Here is a 15,561-nt window from a genome sequence, read left to right as displayed (position 1 = left end):
GCCGCGCCTCCAGACCGTAGAGTGACGCGCGTCATGCAGCCCAGTGTCTCCCAGCCCCGTGTCACCGCGATCCTCGTCGCCGCCGACGGAGCGGACCACCTCGACCGCACGCTGGACGCCCTCGCCACCCAGACCCGGCACCCGGAGAACCTGGTGGTCGTCGACGTCGGCTCGACCGACGGATCGACCGCCGAGCTGTCCTTCGGCGGGTCCGCCCGCCTGCTCCGGATCCCCGCCGGACGCCCGTTCGGCGACGCCGTCCGGGCGGGCGAGCGGGAAGCACCGCCGGCCGCCACCGACGAGCCGGTCGACGAGTGGATCTGGCTCCTCGGGCACGACAACGCGCCCGCACCGACGGCGCTGGCCGACCTGCTCTCCGCGGTCGAGATCGCCCCGTCCGTCGTCGTCGCCGGGCCGAAGCTCGTCGCGCAGGACGACCCGTCCGTGATCCGCTCGCTCGGCGAGGCGACGACCCGCTTCGGCCGGTCGCTCGCGCTCGTGCAGGACGAACTCGACCAGGGACAGCACGACCGGCACACCGACGTCATGGGCGTCGCGGCCGGCGGCATGCTCGTCCGCCGGTCGGTGTGGACGGAGCTCGGCGGGTTCGACCCGGCGCTGCCCGACGTCGACGCCGCCCTCGACTTCTGCATCCGGGTCCGGCTCGCCGGGCACCGCGTCGCCGTCGTCCCGGAGGCCAAGGTCACGAGCGCCGGGCCGGTCGAGGAGTTCGGCCGCCGGCGGGTGTCCGAGGGGCGCCGCGTGCGGATGCACCGCCAGGCCCAGCTGCACCGTCGGATGACCTACGCACCGGCCGGGCTGGTCTGGCTGCACTGGTTGACCCTCGTGCCGTTCGCGGTCGGCCGTGCCGTCGGCCACCTCGTCGCGAAGCACCCGGCTGCCGTGGCCGCCGAACTCGCCGCCGCCTTCGCCGTGGCCTTCGGCGGCGGGACCGCCCGGGCGCGGAAGAACCTCGCCCGCACGAAGAAGCTCGGCTGGTCGGCCGTCGAACCGCTCCGCGTCAGCTGGAAGCGCGTGCACGAACGGCGGACGACCACGCGCGACGTCGAACTCGCCCGCGTCGAGGACGCGCCGATCGCCCGGGCGTCGTTCCTCGGCGACGGCGGCATCTGGGTGGTGCTCGCCGCGGCCGTCCTGAGCGTCGTGACGCTCTTCCCGCTGCTCGGCTCGCCGGCCCTGACCGGCGGCGGCCTGCTGCCGCTCAGCACGACCGTCGGACAGCTCTGGGAGAACGTCGGCTACGGCTGGCACTCGCTCGGCACCGGCTTCACCGGACCGTCCGACCCGTTCGCCGCGGTGCTCGCCGTCCTCGGTTCGATCGTCTTCTGGTCGCCGTCCACCGCGGTCGTGGTCGTCGTGCTGCTCGCCCTGCCGCTGTCGGCGCTCGGCGCCTGGTTCGCGGTCCGCAAGGTCACCACGCGCACCTGGGTGCCGGTGATCGGGGCCGCGCTGTACGCCGTCGCCCCGGCCCTGATCGGCGCGGTCACCACCGGACACCTCGGCGCGGTCATCGCGCACGTGCTGCTGCCCTGGCTGTTCATCGCCGTGCTCGAGTCGCACCGCTCGTGGGCGTGGGCCTCCGGCGCGTCGCTGCTGTTCGCCGTCGTGGCGGCCTCGGCGCCGTCGCTGCTGCCCGTCCTGCTCGTCGGCTGGCTCGTCGCGCTCGTGGTCGGCTGGCGCCGGGCGCACCGCCGGGCCTTCATCCCGGTGCCGACCGCGGTGCTGTTCCTGCCCCTCGTCCTCGCGCAGGTCGCCCGCGGCAACGTCCTCGCGGTCTTCGCCGACCCGGGCGTGCCCTCGGCGACCCGGGCACCGTCGGCCCTGCAGCTCACCATCGGCCAACCGCTGCCGGACTGGAGCGGTTGGCTGCCCGCCACCTCCGGCCTCGCACTGCTGGCCTCGCTCCTGCCCGTCGTCATGGCGGTCCTGGCGCTGCCGCTCGCGGTCGCCGCGATCGGGGCCGTCCTCGGCCACCGGTGGTCGGTCGCCGGCTCCGCCCTCGTGATGGCGCTCCTCGGCTTCGCGACCGCGTTCGCCGCGACCCACGTGACCGTCACCGGTGTCGGGTCGACGACGACGATCGTCTGGCCGGGCAGCGGGCTGTCCGTCTACTGGCTCGCCCTCGTCGTCGCCGCGTGCATCGGCTTCGACGTGCTGCCGAAGGCCGCCCCGCTCGCCGGGGTCGTCACCACCGTCCTCGCCGCGGTCGCCGTGGCCCCGGCCTTCGCGGCGTTCTACCTCGGCGGCGCGGCCATCCAGCCGACCACGGGTCGCGTGCTCAGCGCCTACGTGAACGCCGAGGCCCAGGCCAACCCCGACGTCGGCACGCTCGTCGTCGAGCCGCAGGACGACGGCTCGCTCGCGGTCGCGCTCGAACGCGGCCAGGGCGCCACCCTCGACGACCAGTCGACGCTCGACGCCACGGCGCTCCGCCTGAGCACCTCCGGCTCGCGGCTGGCGACGCTGGCCGGCAACCTGGCGAGCCGCAGCGGGTACGACCCGCGCCCGGCGCTCCGTGAGCTCGGGGTCAGCTTCGTGCTGCTCGACGACGCCGGGTCCGACCCCGAGGCCCGCGCGGTCCACGACCGTGCCGCCGGGGCGATCGGCCAGAACGCGCTCTTCACGAGCATCGGCGAGACGACGAACGGCCAGCTGTTCCACTACGACGGCGAGGTCGACCGGACGGCCACGGGTTCCGCCGCCGCGCGGGCGACCCACGTGCTGTACCTGGTCGTGCTCGGGGTGGTGTTCGGCGCCGCCGCGCTGCTCGCCGTCCCGACGGCCCCGCGTCGCCGCCGTGCCACCTCGAACGTCATCGAGGCCGAGGAACCCGCGACCACCTTCGACGAGGAGCGTGACGAATGAGCACCACCACCGGCTCCGTCCGTCGCTGGCTGATCCGCGGCACCGCGACCGCCGTCGCCGTGGTGGTCGCGGCGGGCGCCGTGACCGCGGCGCACGCCTACGGCACCTCGTCCGAACCGGGCCGCCCGGCGGGCCGGACCGTGCAACCCGTGGCAGCGGACGCCGAGCGGGTCTGCGCCGGCAGCGCCCTGCGGCTCTCCGACGCCGCGGGGAACGACGCCACCCGGGCGAGCGCCGTCGGCACGCCGACCGTCGCCACGGCGACGACCGGCTCGACCGTCGAACGCTCTGCGCTCGACGCGTCGACGACGGGCGGCAGCGACCCGCAGCTGCTCACCGCCCCCGCCGGGGACCGCACCCCGCAGGTCGCCGGCAGCAGCTACCAGAGCGTCTCGAGCGGCGACCTGGTCGGCGCCGGAGCGGCGTCGTGCGACGACCCGTCACAGTCGACCTGGCTCGTCGGCGGCTCCACCGAGACCGGACGCACCAGCATCATCACGCTGTCGAACCCCACCGACGTCAACGCGACCGTCGACCTGGCGATCTTCGACGGCGACGGCACCGTGAGCGCCCCGGGGACGACGGGGATCGTCGTCGCCCCGAACACGCAGAAGGTCGTCCCGCTGTCCGGCTTCGTCTCGGACCAGGGCTCGACGGTCGTGCACGTCTCGTCCTCCGGCGGCCAGATCGTCGCGCACATGCAGGAGACCGTCGTCCGCACCCTCACCCCCGGTGGCTACGACGTCGTCTCCGGCGGTGCCGCCCCCGCGCGCTCGCAGGTGATCCCCGGCGTCGTGCTCGCCGGTGCCGAGGCCGCCCAGCGCGGCGACGACACCGCGGACGCGGCACCGATCGTGCGCCTGTTCGTGCCCGGCACCCGCGCGGCGCGCGTGACGCTCGGCATCTCGACGGCGGACGGCGGCGGCACCACGGTGAACGCCACCGCGGAACCCGGCGTCGTGACCGACGTCACGCTCGACGACTTCCCGGACGGCCGGTACTCGTTCACGGTGACGAGCACCGAACCCGTCGTCGCCGGCGCCCGCACGACGTCGCCGACGGACGGCAACGGCGACGGCAGCGACCTCGGCTGGTTCGCGTCGGCCGAGCCGCTCGGCGACTCGGCGATCACGGCGATCGCCCCGGGGGAGGGCGTGCGCCTCAACCTCGTGAACCCCACCCGCGAGGACCGCACCGTCACGATCCGCTCCGGCGACGAACGCCTGGCGGTGTCGCTGCCGTCCGGTGCGACGTCGACGGTGCCCGTGCAGACGGCGAAGCAGCTCACGCTGACCGGTGTCGACGGGGTCGTCGCGGGGGTCACCTACCGCGGCACGGACGGCATCGCCGGGTTCCCGGTGCGGCCGACCACGCAGGTGTCGAGCCCGGTCCGCGTCTACCCCTGAGCCGGCGCTCCGGTCCCGGTTCGTGGACCACGGACTCCGCGGTCCACCGCCGGGTCACCAGTGGCGGTAGCGGTCCGGGGCCAGGTCCCACGGGTCCTTGTCGATGAGCTCGCCGACCGCGCGGAAGACCGCGGTCTCGACGATGATCCGTCGGTCGAGGTCGTCCTTCTCGGGGCTGCGCGTCACCCGCTCGACGGGGATGCGGAACACCGTGACCCGGCGGCCCTCACGGTCCACCCGCCACCGCGGCATCGCGTCCGGCAGGGTCGCGTCGGTCGGCATGTCGGCGACCTGGAAGACGACGCCCGCGAGCTCGTCCGGCCACAGCCCGAGCAGGTAGTGCGCGCTGTCCCCGACGATCCGGTCGAAGTTCTCGGCCCGGGTGGTGATCGGCGCGAGCTCGGGGCCGGTGACGCTGGAGCGACCGCCACGACCGTGCCGGGAACGGCCGCGAGCGCGGTCGATCGGGGTGACGAGGCGGGGCTTCCGACGCATCCCCACATCGTACGCGCGCACCGGGTCCGGCATGACCCTCCGCTAGGCTCCCTGGCGAGATGGACGTCAGGATCTGCAGCAAGGTCGCGTGCGGCGCGAGCGCGTCGTCGACCCTGACCTACGACTACGGCGACTCCATGGTCGTCGTCGGGCCGCTCTCGACCCGGGTCGAGCCGCACGGGTACGACCTCTGCGCCCGGCACGCGGCGCGCCTGCGTGTGCCGCAGGGCTGGCAGGTGATCCGGCGGGAGCCGCTGCCGCGCGAGGCGGACTGACGGACCGCGGCCGCGACCGTGCCACAGCGGTGGACGGTCGCCGTGTGGGAGGTGACCGACGTCGGCTGGGGAGCCGCGCCTCCTGGCGTGGAAGACTGACGCCATGCCCACCGAAGCCCAGACCGCAGCACCGTACCGCGTCGCCGACCTCGCCCTCGCCGAGGCGGGACGGCACCAGATCCGCCTGGCCGAGAACGAGATGCCGGGCCTGATGGCCCTGCGCGACGAGTTCGGCGCGTCGCAGCCGCTCGCCGGCGCGCGCATCGCGGGTTCGCTGCACATGACCGTGCAGACCGCCGTGCTCATCGAGACCCTCGTCGCGCTCGGCGCGCAGGTCCGCTGGGCCAGCTGCAACATCTTCTCCACCCAGGACGAGGCCGCCGCGGCCGTCGCCGTCGGCCCGACCGGCACCCCGGACGCCCCCGCCGGCGTCCCGGTGTTCGCGTGGAAGGGCGAGACGCTCGAGGAGTACTGGTGGTGCACCAGCCGCATCTTCGACTGGAGCGCCGAGGCCGCTGCCGCCGGTGCCGACTGGACCGGGCCGAACCTGATCCTCGACGACGGCGGCGACGCCACGATGCTCGTGCACACCGGCGCCGACGCCGAGGCCGCGGGGGTCGCACCGACGGCCGGTGCCGACGCGAGCGCCGAGTGGAAGATCGTGCTCGACACCGTCGCGCGGTCGCTCGAGTCCTCGTCCGACCGCTGGACCCGCATCGCGGCCGACATCCAGGGCGTCACCGAGGAGACCACGACGGGCGTGCACCGCCTGTACGAGCTCTTCCGCAACGGCGAGCTGAAGTTCCCCGCGATCAACGTCAACGACTCGGTGACGAAGTCGAAGTTCGACAACAAGTACGGCATCCGGCACTCGCTGCCCGACGGCCTGAACCGCGCCACCGACGTGCTCATGGGCGGCAAGGTCGCGTTCGTCGTCGGCTACGGCGACGTCGGCAAGGGTGCGGCCGAGGCCCTGCGCGGGCAGGGCGCGCGCGTCATCGTGTCCGAGGTCGACCCGATCTGCGCACTGCAGGCCGCGATGGACGGCTACCAGGTCGCACGCCTGGCGGACGTCGTCGGCGAGGTCGACATGGTCATCACCTGCACGGGCAACCTCGGCGTCGTCGGCGTCGACGAGATGCTCGGCCTGAAGCACCTGGCGATCGTCGCGAACGTCGGGCACTTCGACAACGAGATCGACATGGCGGGGCTCGAGGCGCTCCCCGGTGTGGAGAAGGTCGAGATCAAGCCGCAGGTGCACGAGTGGCGCCTGCCGACCGGTCGCTCGATCCTGGTGCTGTCCGAGGGGCGGCTCATGAACCTCGGCAACGCCACCGGGCACCCGTCGTTCGTGATGAGCAACTCGTTCACGAACCAGGTCCTGGCGCAGATCGAGCTGCACACCCGCCGCGACGAGTACCCGACCGGCGTCTACGTGCTGCCGAAGCACCTGGACGAGAAGGTCGCCCGCCTGCACCTCGAAGCGCTCGGCGTGCAGCTGACCGAACTCCGTCCGGAGCAGGCGGCGTACATCGGCGTCCCCGTCGAGGGTCCCTTCAAGCCGGAGCACTACCGGTACTGAGCGCGAGGCGCGGGCCGCGCGGGCGCGGGCCGCGCGGGCGCGGGGCGCGCGTAGTCGGCCGGGCCCGCGCTGCGCGCCTGCCGACACGCGGCTGTCGAGCGTCTGTGTCGGACCGCGCCCCTTGACGGTCGTTGCGCCTCGAAGAGTCGGGGCGCAACGACCGTGACGGGGCGCACGGGGCGCACGGGGCCCGGGCGGCGCGGGCGTCGAGGAGATCAGAGCGGCGCTGGCGCTGGCTCTGGCGTTCCGGTGCATCGGGCGCCATGTGCTCGTGCCGCAGCGCGCCCGCTGGCGGTCGTTGCGCCTCGAAGAGTCGGGGCGCGATGCCCGTGATGGGGCGCACAACCGGCGCGCACAGCGCAGCGCGGCGGCGCGGGGCGCGGCCCGCAGCGGCGCCGCCCCCTCAGCGCGGGAACCCCGGGGGCCGCGCCGTCGCCGCGGCCCCCGCCGCGGTCAGCAGCTCGGCCCGGGCGCGCAGCGCCCGGACGTCCCGTCGGCGGCGCAGCACGGCCACGCCGGCCAGGAAGGCCTCCGGCGCGACGGGCGGCACCGGGTGCGCGAACGGCGCGACGTCGGCCGCCAACGCCCGCGCCGCGGCGTCGCGGAGCTCCGGCCGCATCGAGGCGGCGCCACGGAAGAACGCGCCGAGCCGGCTCTCCAGCCGCTGCGGGAGCGCCGACACGTCGGCCACCCCGGCCCACGCCGTCAGCTCCGGCGGCAGCACGACCTCGGGGTCGTGGTGCCGCGGCAGCCGCTCGTGCTGCACCACCGTGCCGGCGAGCAGGTCGCCGAGCCGCCGTGGCCGGGTGCCGAACAGCGCGACGAGCACCGCGACGGACCCGAGCGTCATCCACAGCTCGAACAGGCCGACCAGCGACCGGGTGAAGGCGTGCCGGAACCCGATCGCGCCGCCGTCGAGCCGGACGACCCGGGTGCCGGTGGCGTACCGGCCGACGCTCCGGCCCCTGGTGACGGTCTCGACCGCGGCCGGCACGAGCACGACCACCAGGACGAGCACCGCGATCGTCAGGGCGGGGATCCAGGCGTCGTCGAGGCCGCTCGGCCAGACGCGCGACAGCCCGAACAGCAGCATCACGTAGAGCAGGACCAGGCACAGCCCGTCGAGCAGCGCCGCCGCGAGCCGCAGCGCGATGCCCGCCGGTTGGACGTCGAGCGCGACGGCCTCACCGACGACGAGTTCGTCGGTGGTCTCGTCGAGCGCGCGCGAGAAGCGGGCATCGGCGAGGTCGCGCGGCGTGCGGGGCTTCGGCATGGCATCATTCTGTCGCAAGCGACACGCGCGACGTGAGGGGGAACACGTGGACCTGGACGCCTACGCCGAGGTGCACGGCGACCGGTGGCGGGAACTCGACCGGTCGGCGCGGGCCCGGAGCGTCTCCGGAGCCGACGTCGACCGCCTCGTCGCGGGCTACCAGGAGGCCGCGACGGACCTCGCCCGCATCCGCGGCGCCGCACCGCGGACGACGGCGGGGGACCGCCTGTCGCTGACGCTGTTCCGCGCCCGCCTGCGCTTCACCGGCACGCCCGTCGACCCGCTCACCGCCCTGGTCCGGTTCTCCACCCGGCAGCTGCCGGCGGCGCTGTACCGGATCCGGTGGGTGACGATCTGGGTCGCCGTCGCGACGGTCGCGATCGCGGCGCTCGTCGCCGTCTGGATCCAGGCCACCCCGGGGGCGACGGCGACGTTCGGCACGCCGGAGGCGCTCCGGCAGTACGCCACCCAGGACTTCGTCGACTACTACTCCGACCACGGCCTCGGGGCGTTCACCGCGCAGGTCTGGACGAACAACGCGTACATCGCGGCCACCATGGTCGCGTTCGGCATCACGGGGCTCTTCGTGCCGTTCTCGATCATGCAGAACGCGGTCAGCCTCGGGGTGTCGGCGGCGATCATGCACTCGCAGGGGCGGCTCGGCGACTTCTTCCTCTACATCGCCCCGCACGGGCAGCTCGAGCTGTACTCGGTCTTCCTCGCCGGCGGTGCCGGGCTGATGGTGTTCTGGTCGTGGGTCGCTCCGGGCCCGCACCGGACGCGGGCGCAGGCCCTCGCCGAGGACGGCCGTGCCCTCATCACCATCGCGATCGGCCTCGTGTTCACGCTGCTGCTCTCCGGCATCGTCGAGGGCGTCGTCACCCGCCAGGACTGGCCGTGGCCGGTGAAGATCGGCATCGGCACGATCGCCCTGGCCGCCGTGCTGGCGTACCAGTGGGTGCTCGGCGGTCGCGCGTTCCGGGCGGGGGAGCGCGGCGACCTCGAGGAGTTCGAGCGCGGCGCCTCCGCCCTCGTGGCCGGCTAGAGCCGCCCGCTCGCCTTCGCCCGCAGGTACGCGTCGGCCACCAGCGGCGGCAGCGCCTCCGGTGTCCCGCGCACGACCTCGGCCCCGGCCCGTCGGGCGACGTCGGCGACGCCGTCCGCGTCGAGCAGGGTGCGTTCCGCGGCGGCCCGGCGGTAGACGTCGCGCTCCGCCCCGGTGGCGGCCCCGGCGGGCAGGCGACCGGTCCTGCGGCGTCCCGGGAGGCCCGGCACCCGTCCGCCCCGCATCGCACGTCCGTCGTGTCCCGGCTCCACGGCCGTGCTCGCCATGGCCCGCACCGCCGGGTCGTCGACGGCGGTGACGACGACGGCGTGCCGCCGCGTCAGGCGCGGCAGCACGGCGAGCAGGTCGCCGGAGGCCCCGACGGAGTCGAGGCTCGACGCGAGCACCACGAGCGCCCGCGAGGTCGTGACCGCGTCGACGAGCGCCGGCACCGCGGACCAGTCGGTCGCCGCGAGTCCCGGTTCGGCCAGGGCGAGCGCCTCGCCGAACCGCTGCACGACGTCGGTCCGGGTGGCGCCGTGCACGCGGTCGTGGACGGTGTCACCGAGCACCGCGAGGTCGACGCGGTCACCGGCGGCCGCGGCGAGGGCGCCGAGCAGCAGCGCCGACTCGATGAAGGTGTCGAGCCGCGGTTCGTCGGCGACGCGCCCGGCTCCGGCCCGGCCCGCGTCGACGACGACGACCACCCGACGGTCGCGTTCCGGGCGCCAGGTGCGCACGACGAGGTCCTGCCGACGCGCGGTCGCCCGCCAGTCGATGGAGCGCACGTCGTCGCCGCGGACGTAGTCGCGCAGCGAGTCGAACTCGGTGCCGTGGCCCCGGAGCTGCAGCGTGGTCTCGCCGTCGAGCTCCCGGAGCCGTGCGAGCCGCGAGGGCAGGTGCCGTCGCGACCGGAACGGCGGCGTCACGACGAGTTCGCCGGGTGCCGCGAGCACCCGCTGGCGGGCGGCGAGCCCGATCGGTCCGAACGCCCGGACCGCGACCCCGGCGCTGCGGCGGCGACCGCGACGGAACGGTTCGAACCGCATCCGTGCGGTGCGGCGTTCACCGGCGGGCACGGTGAGCCGGATCCGCCGCGGCTGCTGTCCGGCGGAGGGCTCCCACATGTCCCGGACGACGCCGCGCAACGGTCGGGTGCCGTCGTTCGCGACGACGAGGGTGGCGGCCGTGGCGGTGTCGCGCCGGGCGAGCCGGGGCATCCGACGGTCCACGCGGACGCGGCGCAGGTCGGCCGCGAGCAGGACGTCGAGCGCGGCGCCGAGCACGACGACGGCGACCCACGCCGCACCCGCCCACGCGCTGGCGAGCAGCACGGTGGGGACGATCGCGACGGCGAGCAGGACGACGAACCGGCCGGAGACCGCCACTAGATCGGCACCCGCACCTGCTCGAGCACCTGCTGCAGCACCCCGTCGGCGCCGACGCCCTCGAGCTCGGCGTCCGAGGCGACCCGCAACCGGTGCCGCCAGACCGGCAGCACCATGGCCTGCACGTGGTCGGGCGTGATCGCGTCGTACCCGGTGAGCCACGCCCACGCCTTCGCCGCCGCCAGGAGCGCCGTGGCACCGCGGGGGCTGACCCCGACCCGGACGGACGGCGCCTGCCGGGTGGCGCGGGCGAGGTCGACCACGTAGGCCAGCACGTCGTCTCCGGCGCGGACGGCGCGGACGGCTCGCTGCGCGGCGAGGACCTCCTCGACACCGACCACGGGGGTGATCCCGGCCGACCGGACGTCGCGGGGGACGAAGCCGTCGGCGTGTCGACGGAGCACCTGCCACTCGACGTCCCGCGGCGGGATGTCGAGCGTCAGCTTCACGAGGAAACGGTCGAGCTGCGCCTCCGGCAGCGTGTAGGTGCCCTCGAACTCGATCGGGTTCATCGTGGCGGCGACGAAGAACGGGTCCGGCAGCCCGCGGGCGTCGCCGTCGACGCTCACCTGCCGCTCCTCCATCGCCTCGAGCAGCGCGGACTGGGTCTTCGGGGGCGTGCGGTTCACCTCGTCGGCGAGCAGCACGTTGGTGAAGACCGGCCCCTCCCGGAACGGGAACGTGCCGGTGGAGGCGTCGTACACGAGCGAGCCGGTGACGTCACCGGGCATCAGGTCCGGCGTGAACTGGATGCGCTTCGTGTCGAGCGACATGGCGCTCGCGAGGCTCCGGACGAGCAGGGTCTTCGCGACGCCGGGCACGCCCTCGAGCAGCACGTGTCCCTGTGCGAGCAGGCCGACGATCATGCCGGAGACGGCGCCCTCCTGGCCGACGACGGCCTTGCCGACCTCGGCGCGGACCCGGCCGAAGGCCTCGCGCAGTGCGGGGACGGTCGGGTCGGTCGTGCTCGCGGTCGTGGTCGGTGCGCCGCGGTCGGCGGCGTCGTGGGGCAGGTCGGTCACGGTCGTGCTCCTGGTCGGTCGTGGTCGGTCGGTCCGGTGCGGTCCCGGTGGTCGTCGGTGGTGGCGGACGCCGCCCGTCGGACGTCGCCCGAGGTCGCCCGCCGCACCGCGTCCTCGAGGGCGTCGAGCGCCGCGGTCCCCGCGACGAGTCCGCGGTCGTCGGTGGTCGGGCCGCCGACCAGGACCGCGCCGACGCGTGCCGGTGGGGTCCCGGTCGCCCGGGCGACGGCGCGGACGACCTCGTCGACGTGCGCCGAGCGGGGGAGTCCGAGCGCCCGGCCGAGTCGGCGCACCGCGGCGACCCGCAGCGTGTCGAGCGCGTGGGTGCGGTCCCGCGCACCGGCGTACATGCGGGCGCGGCCCTCGGTGGTCTCGGCGGCGCGCACGACGACCGGCATCTGCTCGACCACGAGCGGGCCGAGCCGGCGGCCGCGCCAGACGGCCGCCGCCACGGCCACCAGTCCGAGCAGGGCGAGGGCGCCGGGCACCCAGGGCGGGGCGAGCTCGCCGAGGGTCGGCGCGGCGTCGGGTGACCCGGCCACCGGCGTGTACCAGGTCAGGTGGTCGTCCGAGCCGAGGAGCGCGAGGGCGAGTGCCGCGTTGCCCGCCGTGGTGACCGTGTCGTTGCGGAGCGCCGCGGTGGTGCCGAGCAGTGTGACGTCGCCGCCTGGCCCGGCGGTGCGGACGAGCCCCCACACGCGGTCGTCCCCGGTGCCGGTCGGGGCGCACCGCTCGGCGGTCGGGTCGTCGACGGCCCACCCGTACCCGCCGGTCGACACCCGCCCGGCCGCCGCCGCCTCGGGGATCGCGCAGGTGGTCGTCGCGACGGTCTCGTCGCCGTCGACCGGGGCGCTCCCGGTGACGTCGAAGCCGAACGCCTGCAGCGCGGCCTCGTCGGTGGTCACGACGACGACGTGCCGCGCGGACCGGGCGATCCGGGCGGCTGCCCCGGCGCCGAGCAGCCCGTCGGAGTCCTCGACGAAGACCGTGCCGCCGTCGACGTCCGCGGCGCGATCTGTGACGGTGACCGTCGTGCCGCGTTGCTCGAGGACCCGGACGAGGGCGGCCGACCCGCTCGCGGTGGTGGAGGTCGGGTCGAGCGGCCGCGGGGTCCCGCCGTCGGTGCCGCGGGCCACGGCGGTGAGCACCGCGAACAGCACGGCGACGACGGCGACCGCGACCCAGAGGCCGAACCGTCGGCGCCGGGTGTCCTTCGACGCGGCGTCACCGACGACGCGGGCCGTGGTCGCGGTGCTCATGCGGGGACCGCCGGCTCGTCCGCACGGACCGGGCGGGCACGACGGACGTCGCGCTCGGCGTCGAGGACCCGGCGCGCGGTCGCCTCGTCGGCGTCCGACCCGAGGTAGCGGACCGCGTCGAACGCCGTGGCGGCGTCCTCGAGGCGGTCGCGGACCGTGGGGAACGACGCCGCGCCCCGGTCGGCGATGGCGCGGGCGGTCGCACCGGGCACGTCCGGCACCAGGTCGCGTTCGCCGAGGCCGCGGGCGAGGGCGCGGAAACCGTCGAGCACCGCCTGCGTCCAGTCCGCACGGGCGAGTGCCGCGCGGGCGGTGTCACGGAGCTCGTCGGCGGACCGCAGGTCGTCGTCGTCGAAGACGCCGCCGGTGTCGGAGGCCTTCGCGCGTGGCCGTCGTCGGGGCAGTCCGCGGGAGACGAGGACGAGCACGACCACGGCGACGAGCACGACGACCGCGATCCAGAGCGCGGTCTGCGCGACGACGGGGGAGTCGAGGCCGCCGAGGCGGAACGACCCGAGCCAGTCGAGGAACGCACTCGAGGCGCGGTCCCACCACGTGACGTGCGCGCCGTCGTAGGCCGAGCGGTCCAGCTCGCGTTCGAGCAGCCGACGGGCCTCGTCCGGGTCGACCGTGCTCACGCGCTGCCGTCCGACGGGGGGTTCCCCGGGGCGGGGTGGCCGGACGCGTCCTGCTGTCCGGACCACGGCTGCTGCGGAGCCCCCTGCTGGTGACCGGGCGCGGGCGCGGGCGGCTGCGGTGTCGACTGCTGCTGCCCCTGACCCGGCCACTGTTGCTGCGCAGGCCACTGCTGCGCCCCGGGCTGCTGCGGGGTCCACGCTTGCTGCGGGGTCCACGGCTGCTGCTGCGCCCACGGTTGCTGCGGCGTCCACTGCTGCTGCGCCCACGGCTGCTGCGGCGTCCACTGCTGCGGGCCGGGGCGCGGTCGGACGTCGCCGGTGCCCGGCGCGAACGGGTCCGTCGGCAGTCCGGTGTCCAGGTGCGACGCGATCCGTTGGTCGAGCGCCTCGGTGCGGATGCGCCGGTCGATCGCCAGGAACGTGGTGACCGACCCGGACAGCACGTCGGTGATGCACTGCACGGCCGTGGCGAGCAGGCTGCCGACCACCACCGCGATCGTCGCGCCGATCCCGATGCCGGCCGAGGCGTCCGTCTGCCCGAGCGGGTCGAAGACCCCGGAGAGCAGCGACGCACCGACGGTCAACGGCACCGCGGCGATCGAGACGGCGATGCGGAACATCACCTGCACCAGGAGCAGCACCCCGAAGGTGCGCCAGAACGCACCACGGGTGAGCCGCCACGACTGTCCGGCGGCGTCGAAGACCCGACGACCCTCGAGCGCGATGGTCGGCACGGTCAGGGAGAAGCGGGTCGCCAACCAGGCGATCAGCACCCCGAACCCGGTGGTCACGGCGAAGGCCCCGAGCAGGAACCCCGCGATGCCGGAGTCACCGGCGCCGAGGACGGCGAAGAACCCGGAGAAGACCAGGACGTAGGCGACGACGAGGACGAGGGCCGCGGCGATCTGCAGGAACATCCACGCGACGACGGAACCCCGCCGACCGGCGAGGAGCCGCCACGATCCGCCGAAGGTCGCGCGCCGGCCGAGCACGCGCTGCGCGGTGTCCGCGGCGACGGGTGCCACCAGGAACGTCCGCCCCAGGTACGCGACGAACGGCAGGCCGATCGACAGCAGCAGCCAGGCCGTCGTGCTGCCCGCGAGGATCGCCGAGGACCCGCTGCCGCCGTCGAGGGCCGAGAACACCCGCGACTGCACGGCCCGCTGGCCGAAGGTGCTCACGAGCGTCGACAGGAGCCCGACCACCCCGCTCAGCAGCACGCTCCAGAGCAGCAGCACGCGGGCGTTCCGTCGGAAGACCGTGAAGGCACCGCCGAGCACGTCGCCGAAGCCCAACGGACGCAGCGGGACCACCGGGCGGACGCCGGCGGGCCGTGGACCCGGCCCCGGGGCGGGCGGCAGCGGCACGGAGAACTGCCGCGGGCCTCCCGGCCGGCCGGGTGCCGGCGTCGGCTCCCCGCCCGGTGCGTGCCAATCGGTCATGACCCGAGCCCCCCCCTCGTCGTGTCGGGACGCGCCGCAGCGCGTCGTCCCGCCCATCCTGGCGGAAAACCCGGCGTTCCGTCGGGACGCCGCGCGACGGGCACCGGCTATCGTGTGGGGACACGTGCCGACCCGGGCACGGTCAGCACGCCACACGGAGTCCAGATCACATGACACCGCGCATCCTCGTCGTCGACGACGACCAGGCACTCGCCGAGATGATCGGCATCGTCCTCCGGTCCGAGGGCTACGAACCCGAGTTCAGCGCCGACGGCAACGACGCCGTCGAGGCGTTCCACAGCACCAAGCCGGACCTGGTCCTGCTCGACGTGATGCTGCCGGGCATCGACGGCATCGAGGTCTGCAAGCGCATCCGTGCGGAGAGCGGCACCCCGATCATCATGCTCACCGCGAAGAGCGACACCGCCGACGTCGTCGCCGGGCTCGAGAACGGTGCGGACGACTACGTGGTCAAGCCGTTCAACCCGAAGGAGCTCGTCGCCCGCATCCGCACCCGGCTGCGGCCGAGCGCGACCGACGCGACCGTGCTCCACGTCGGCGACCTCACCGTCGACGTCGCCGGCCACGAGGTCCGTCGCGGCGACACCGTCATCGCGCTCACCCCGCTCGAGTTCGACCTGCTCCGCGCCCTCGCCGAGAAGCCGAACCAGGTGTTCACCCGCGAGATGCTGCTCGAGCAGGTGTGGGGCTACCACTACAAGGCCGACACCCGTCTGGTGAACGTGCACGTGCAGCGGCTCCGCGCGAAGATCGAGCACGACCCCGACAACCCGAAGACCGTCACCACGGTGCGCGGCGTCGGGTACCGCGCCGGAGGGGCCTGACCCCC

The 15,561-nt window shown here is 74.9% G+C and carries 13 protein-coding genes; 6 read left to right on the top strand and 7 right to left on the bottom strand.

Annotation, left to right across the window (positions count from 1 at the left end):
• The first annotated feature begins 33 nt into the window (after positions 1–33).
• Positions 34–2,886 carry a glycosyltransferase gene (locus tag DEI99_RS11090; protein ID WP_146247075.1) on the top strand — a complete coding sequence of 951 codons (2,853 nt, stop codon included), beginning with the start codon at positions 34–36 and terminating at the stop codon, positions 2,884–2,886.
• On the top strand, positions 2,883–4,292 hold the full coding sequence (locus DEI99_RS11085; RefSeq protein WP_111041161.1) for a DUF5719 family protein: 1,410 nt from the start codon (positions 2,883–2,885) through the stop codon (positions 4,290–4,292). Before DEI99_RS11090 ends, DEI99_RS11085 begins: the two co-directional genes overlap by 4 nt.
• Before the next feature lie 54 nt (positions 4,293–4,346).
• Here the strand turns inward: DEI99_RS11085 and DEI99_RS11080 are convergent, their stop codons facing one another.
• Positions 4,347–4,787: a metallopeptidase family protein gene (locus DEI99_RS11080; protein ID WP_111041160.1), complete on the bottom strand. Its 441-nt coding sequence runs from the start codon at positions 4,785–4,787 to the stop codon at positions 4,347–4,349.
• A gap of 59 nt (positions 4,788–4,846) precedes the next feature.
• On the opposite strand from DEI99_RS11080, the gene DEI99_RS11075 reads away from it, so the two are divergent.
• Positions 4,847–5,062, top strand: a complete 216-nt coding sequence (locus DEI99_RS11075; protein ID WP_111041159.1) for a DUF3499 family protein — start codon at positions 4,847–4,849, stop codon at positions 5,060–5,062.
• A gap of 103 nt (positions 5,063–5,165) precedes the next feature.
• A complete protein-coding gene (ahcY, locus tag DEI99_RS11070; RefSeq protein ID WP_111041158.1) occupies positions 5,166–6,644 on the top strand; it encodes an adenosylhomocysteinase in 1,479 nt (492 codons plus the stop codon).
• A 403-nt stretch (positions 6,645–7,047) separates the two neighbouring features.
• On the opposite strand, the gene DEI99_RS11065 is transcribed toward ahcY, so the two are convergent.
• Positions 7,048–7,917 carry an RDD family protein gene (locus DEI99_RS11065; protein WP_111041157.1) on the bottom strand — a complete coding sequence of 290 codons (870 nt, stop codon included), beginning with the start codon at positions 7,915–7,917 and terminating at the stop codon, positions 7,048–7,050.
• Positions 7,918–7,963: 46 nt separating this feature from the next.
• Here DEI99_RS11065 and DEI99_RS11060 point away from each other — a divergent pair, with 46 nt between their 5' ends.
• Positions 7,964–8,962 (top strand): stage II sporulation protein M, encoded by a 999-nt coding sequence (locus tag DEI99_RS11060; RefSeq protein ID WP_181434378.1) that lies wholly within the window; start codon positions 7,964–7,966, stop codon positions 8,960–8,962.
• Here the strand turns inward: DEI99_RS11060 and DEI99_RS11055 are convergent.
• The 5 genes from DEI99_RS11055 to DEI99_RS11035 are packed head-to-tail and all read right to left on the bottom strand — an operon-like array spanning position 8,959 to position 14,711.
• Positions 8,959–10,350, bottom strand: coding sequence for a DUF58 domain-containing protein (locus DEI99_RS11055; protein ID WP_111041156.1), 1,392 nt, complete (start codon positions 10,348–10,350; stop codon positions 8,959–8,961). The genes DEI99_RS11060 and DEI99_RS11055 overlap by 4 nt on opposite strands.
• The gene (locus DEI99_RS11050) at positions 10,350–11,372 is read right to left on the bottom strand and encodes an AAA family ATPase (RefSeq protein WP_502867001.1); all 1,023 of its coding nucleotides are present in this window, start codon (positions 11,370–11,372) and stop codon (positions 10,350–10,352) included. The genes DEI99_RS11055 and DEI99_RS11050 overlap by 1 nt, the downstream gene beginning before the upstream one ends.
• Entirely contained in the window at positions 11,369–12,631 is a 1,263-nt protein-coding gene (locus DEI99_RS11045) for a DUF4350 domain-containing protein (protein WP_111041155.1), read from the bottom strand. The genes DEI99_RS11050 and DEI99_RS11045 overlap by 4 nt, the downstream gene beginning before the upstream one ends.
• Entirely contained in the window at positions 12,628–13,269 is a 642-nt protein-coding gene (locus DEI99_RS11040; RefSeq protein ID WP_146247074.1) for a DUF4129 domain-containing protein, read from the bottom strand. Before DEI99_RS11040 ends, DEI99_RS11045 begins: the two co-directional genes overlap by 4 nt.
• Positions 13,266–14,711, bottom strand: coding sequence for a glycerophosphoryl diester phosphodiesterase membrane domain-containing protein (locus tag DEI99_RS11035; RefSeq protein ID WP_146247073.1), 1,446 nt, complete (start codon positions 14,709–14,711; stop codon positions 13,266–13,268). The genes DEI99_RS11040 and DEI99_RS11035 overlap by 4 nt, the downstream gene beginning before the upstream one ends.
• A 170-nt stretch (positions 14,712–14,881) precedes the next feature.
• On the opposite strand from DEI99_RS11035, the gene mtrA reads away from it, so the two are divergent.
• Entirely contained in the window at positions 14,882–15,556 is a 675-nt protein-coding gene (gene mtrA, locus DEI99_RS11030; protein WP_071261730.1) for an MtrAB system response regulator MtrA, read from the top strand.
• The last annotated feature ends 5 nt before the right edge of the window (positions 15,557–15,561 follow it).

Origin of the sequence: Curtobacterium sp. MCLR17_036 (assembly GCF_003234445.2) — a bacterium.
Lineage (GTDB): Bacteria > Actinomycetota > Actinomycetes > Actinomycetales > Microbacteriaceae > Curtobacterium.
Note: the sequence above shows the minus strand (reverse complement) of the source record. Positions and strands in the feature narration are given on the sequence as shown.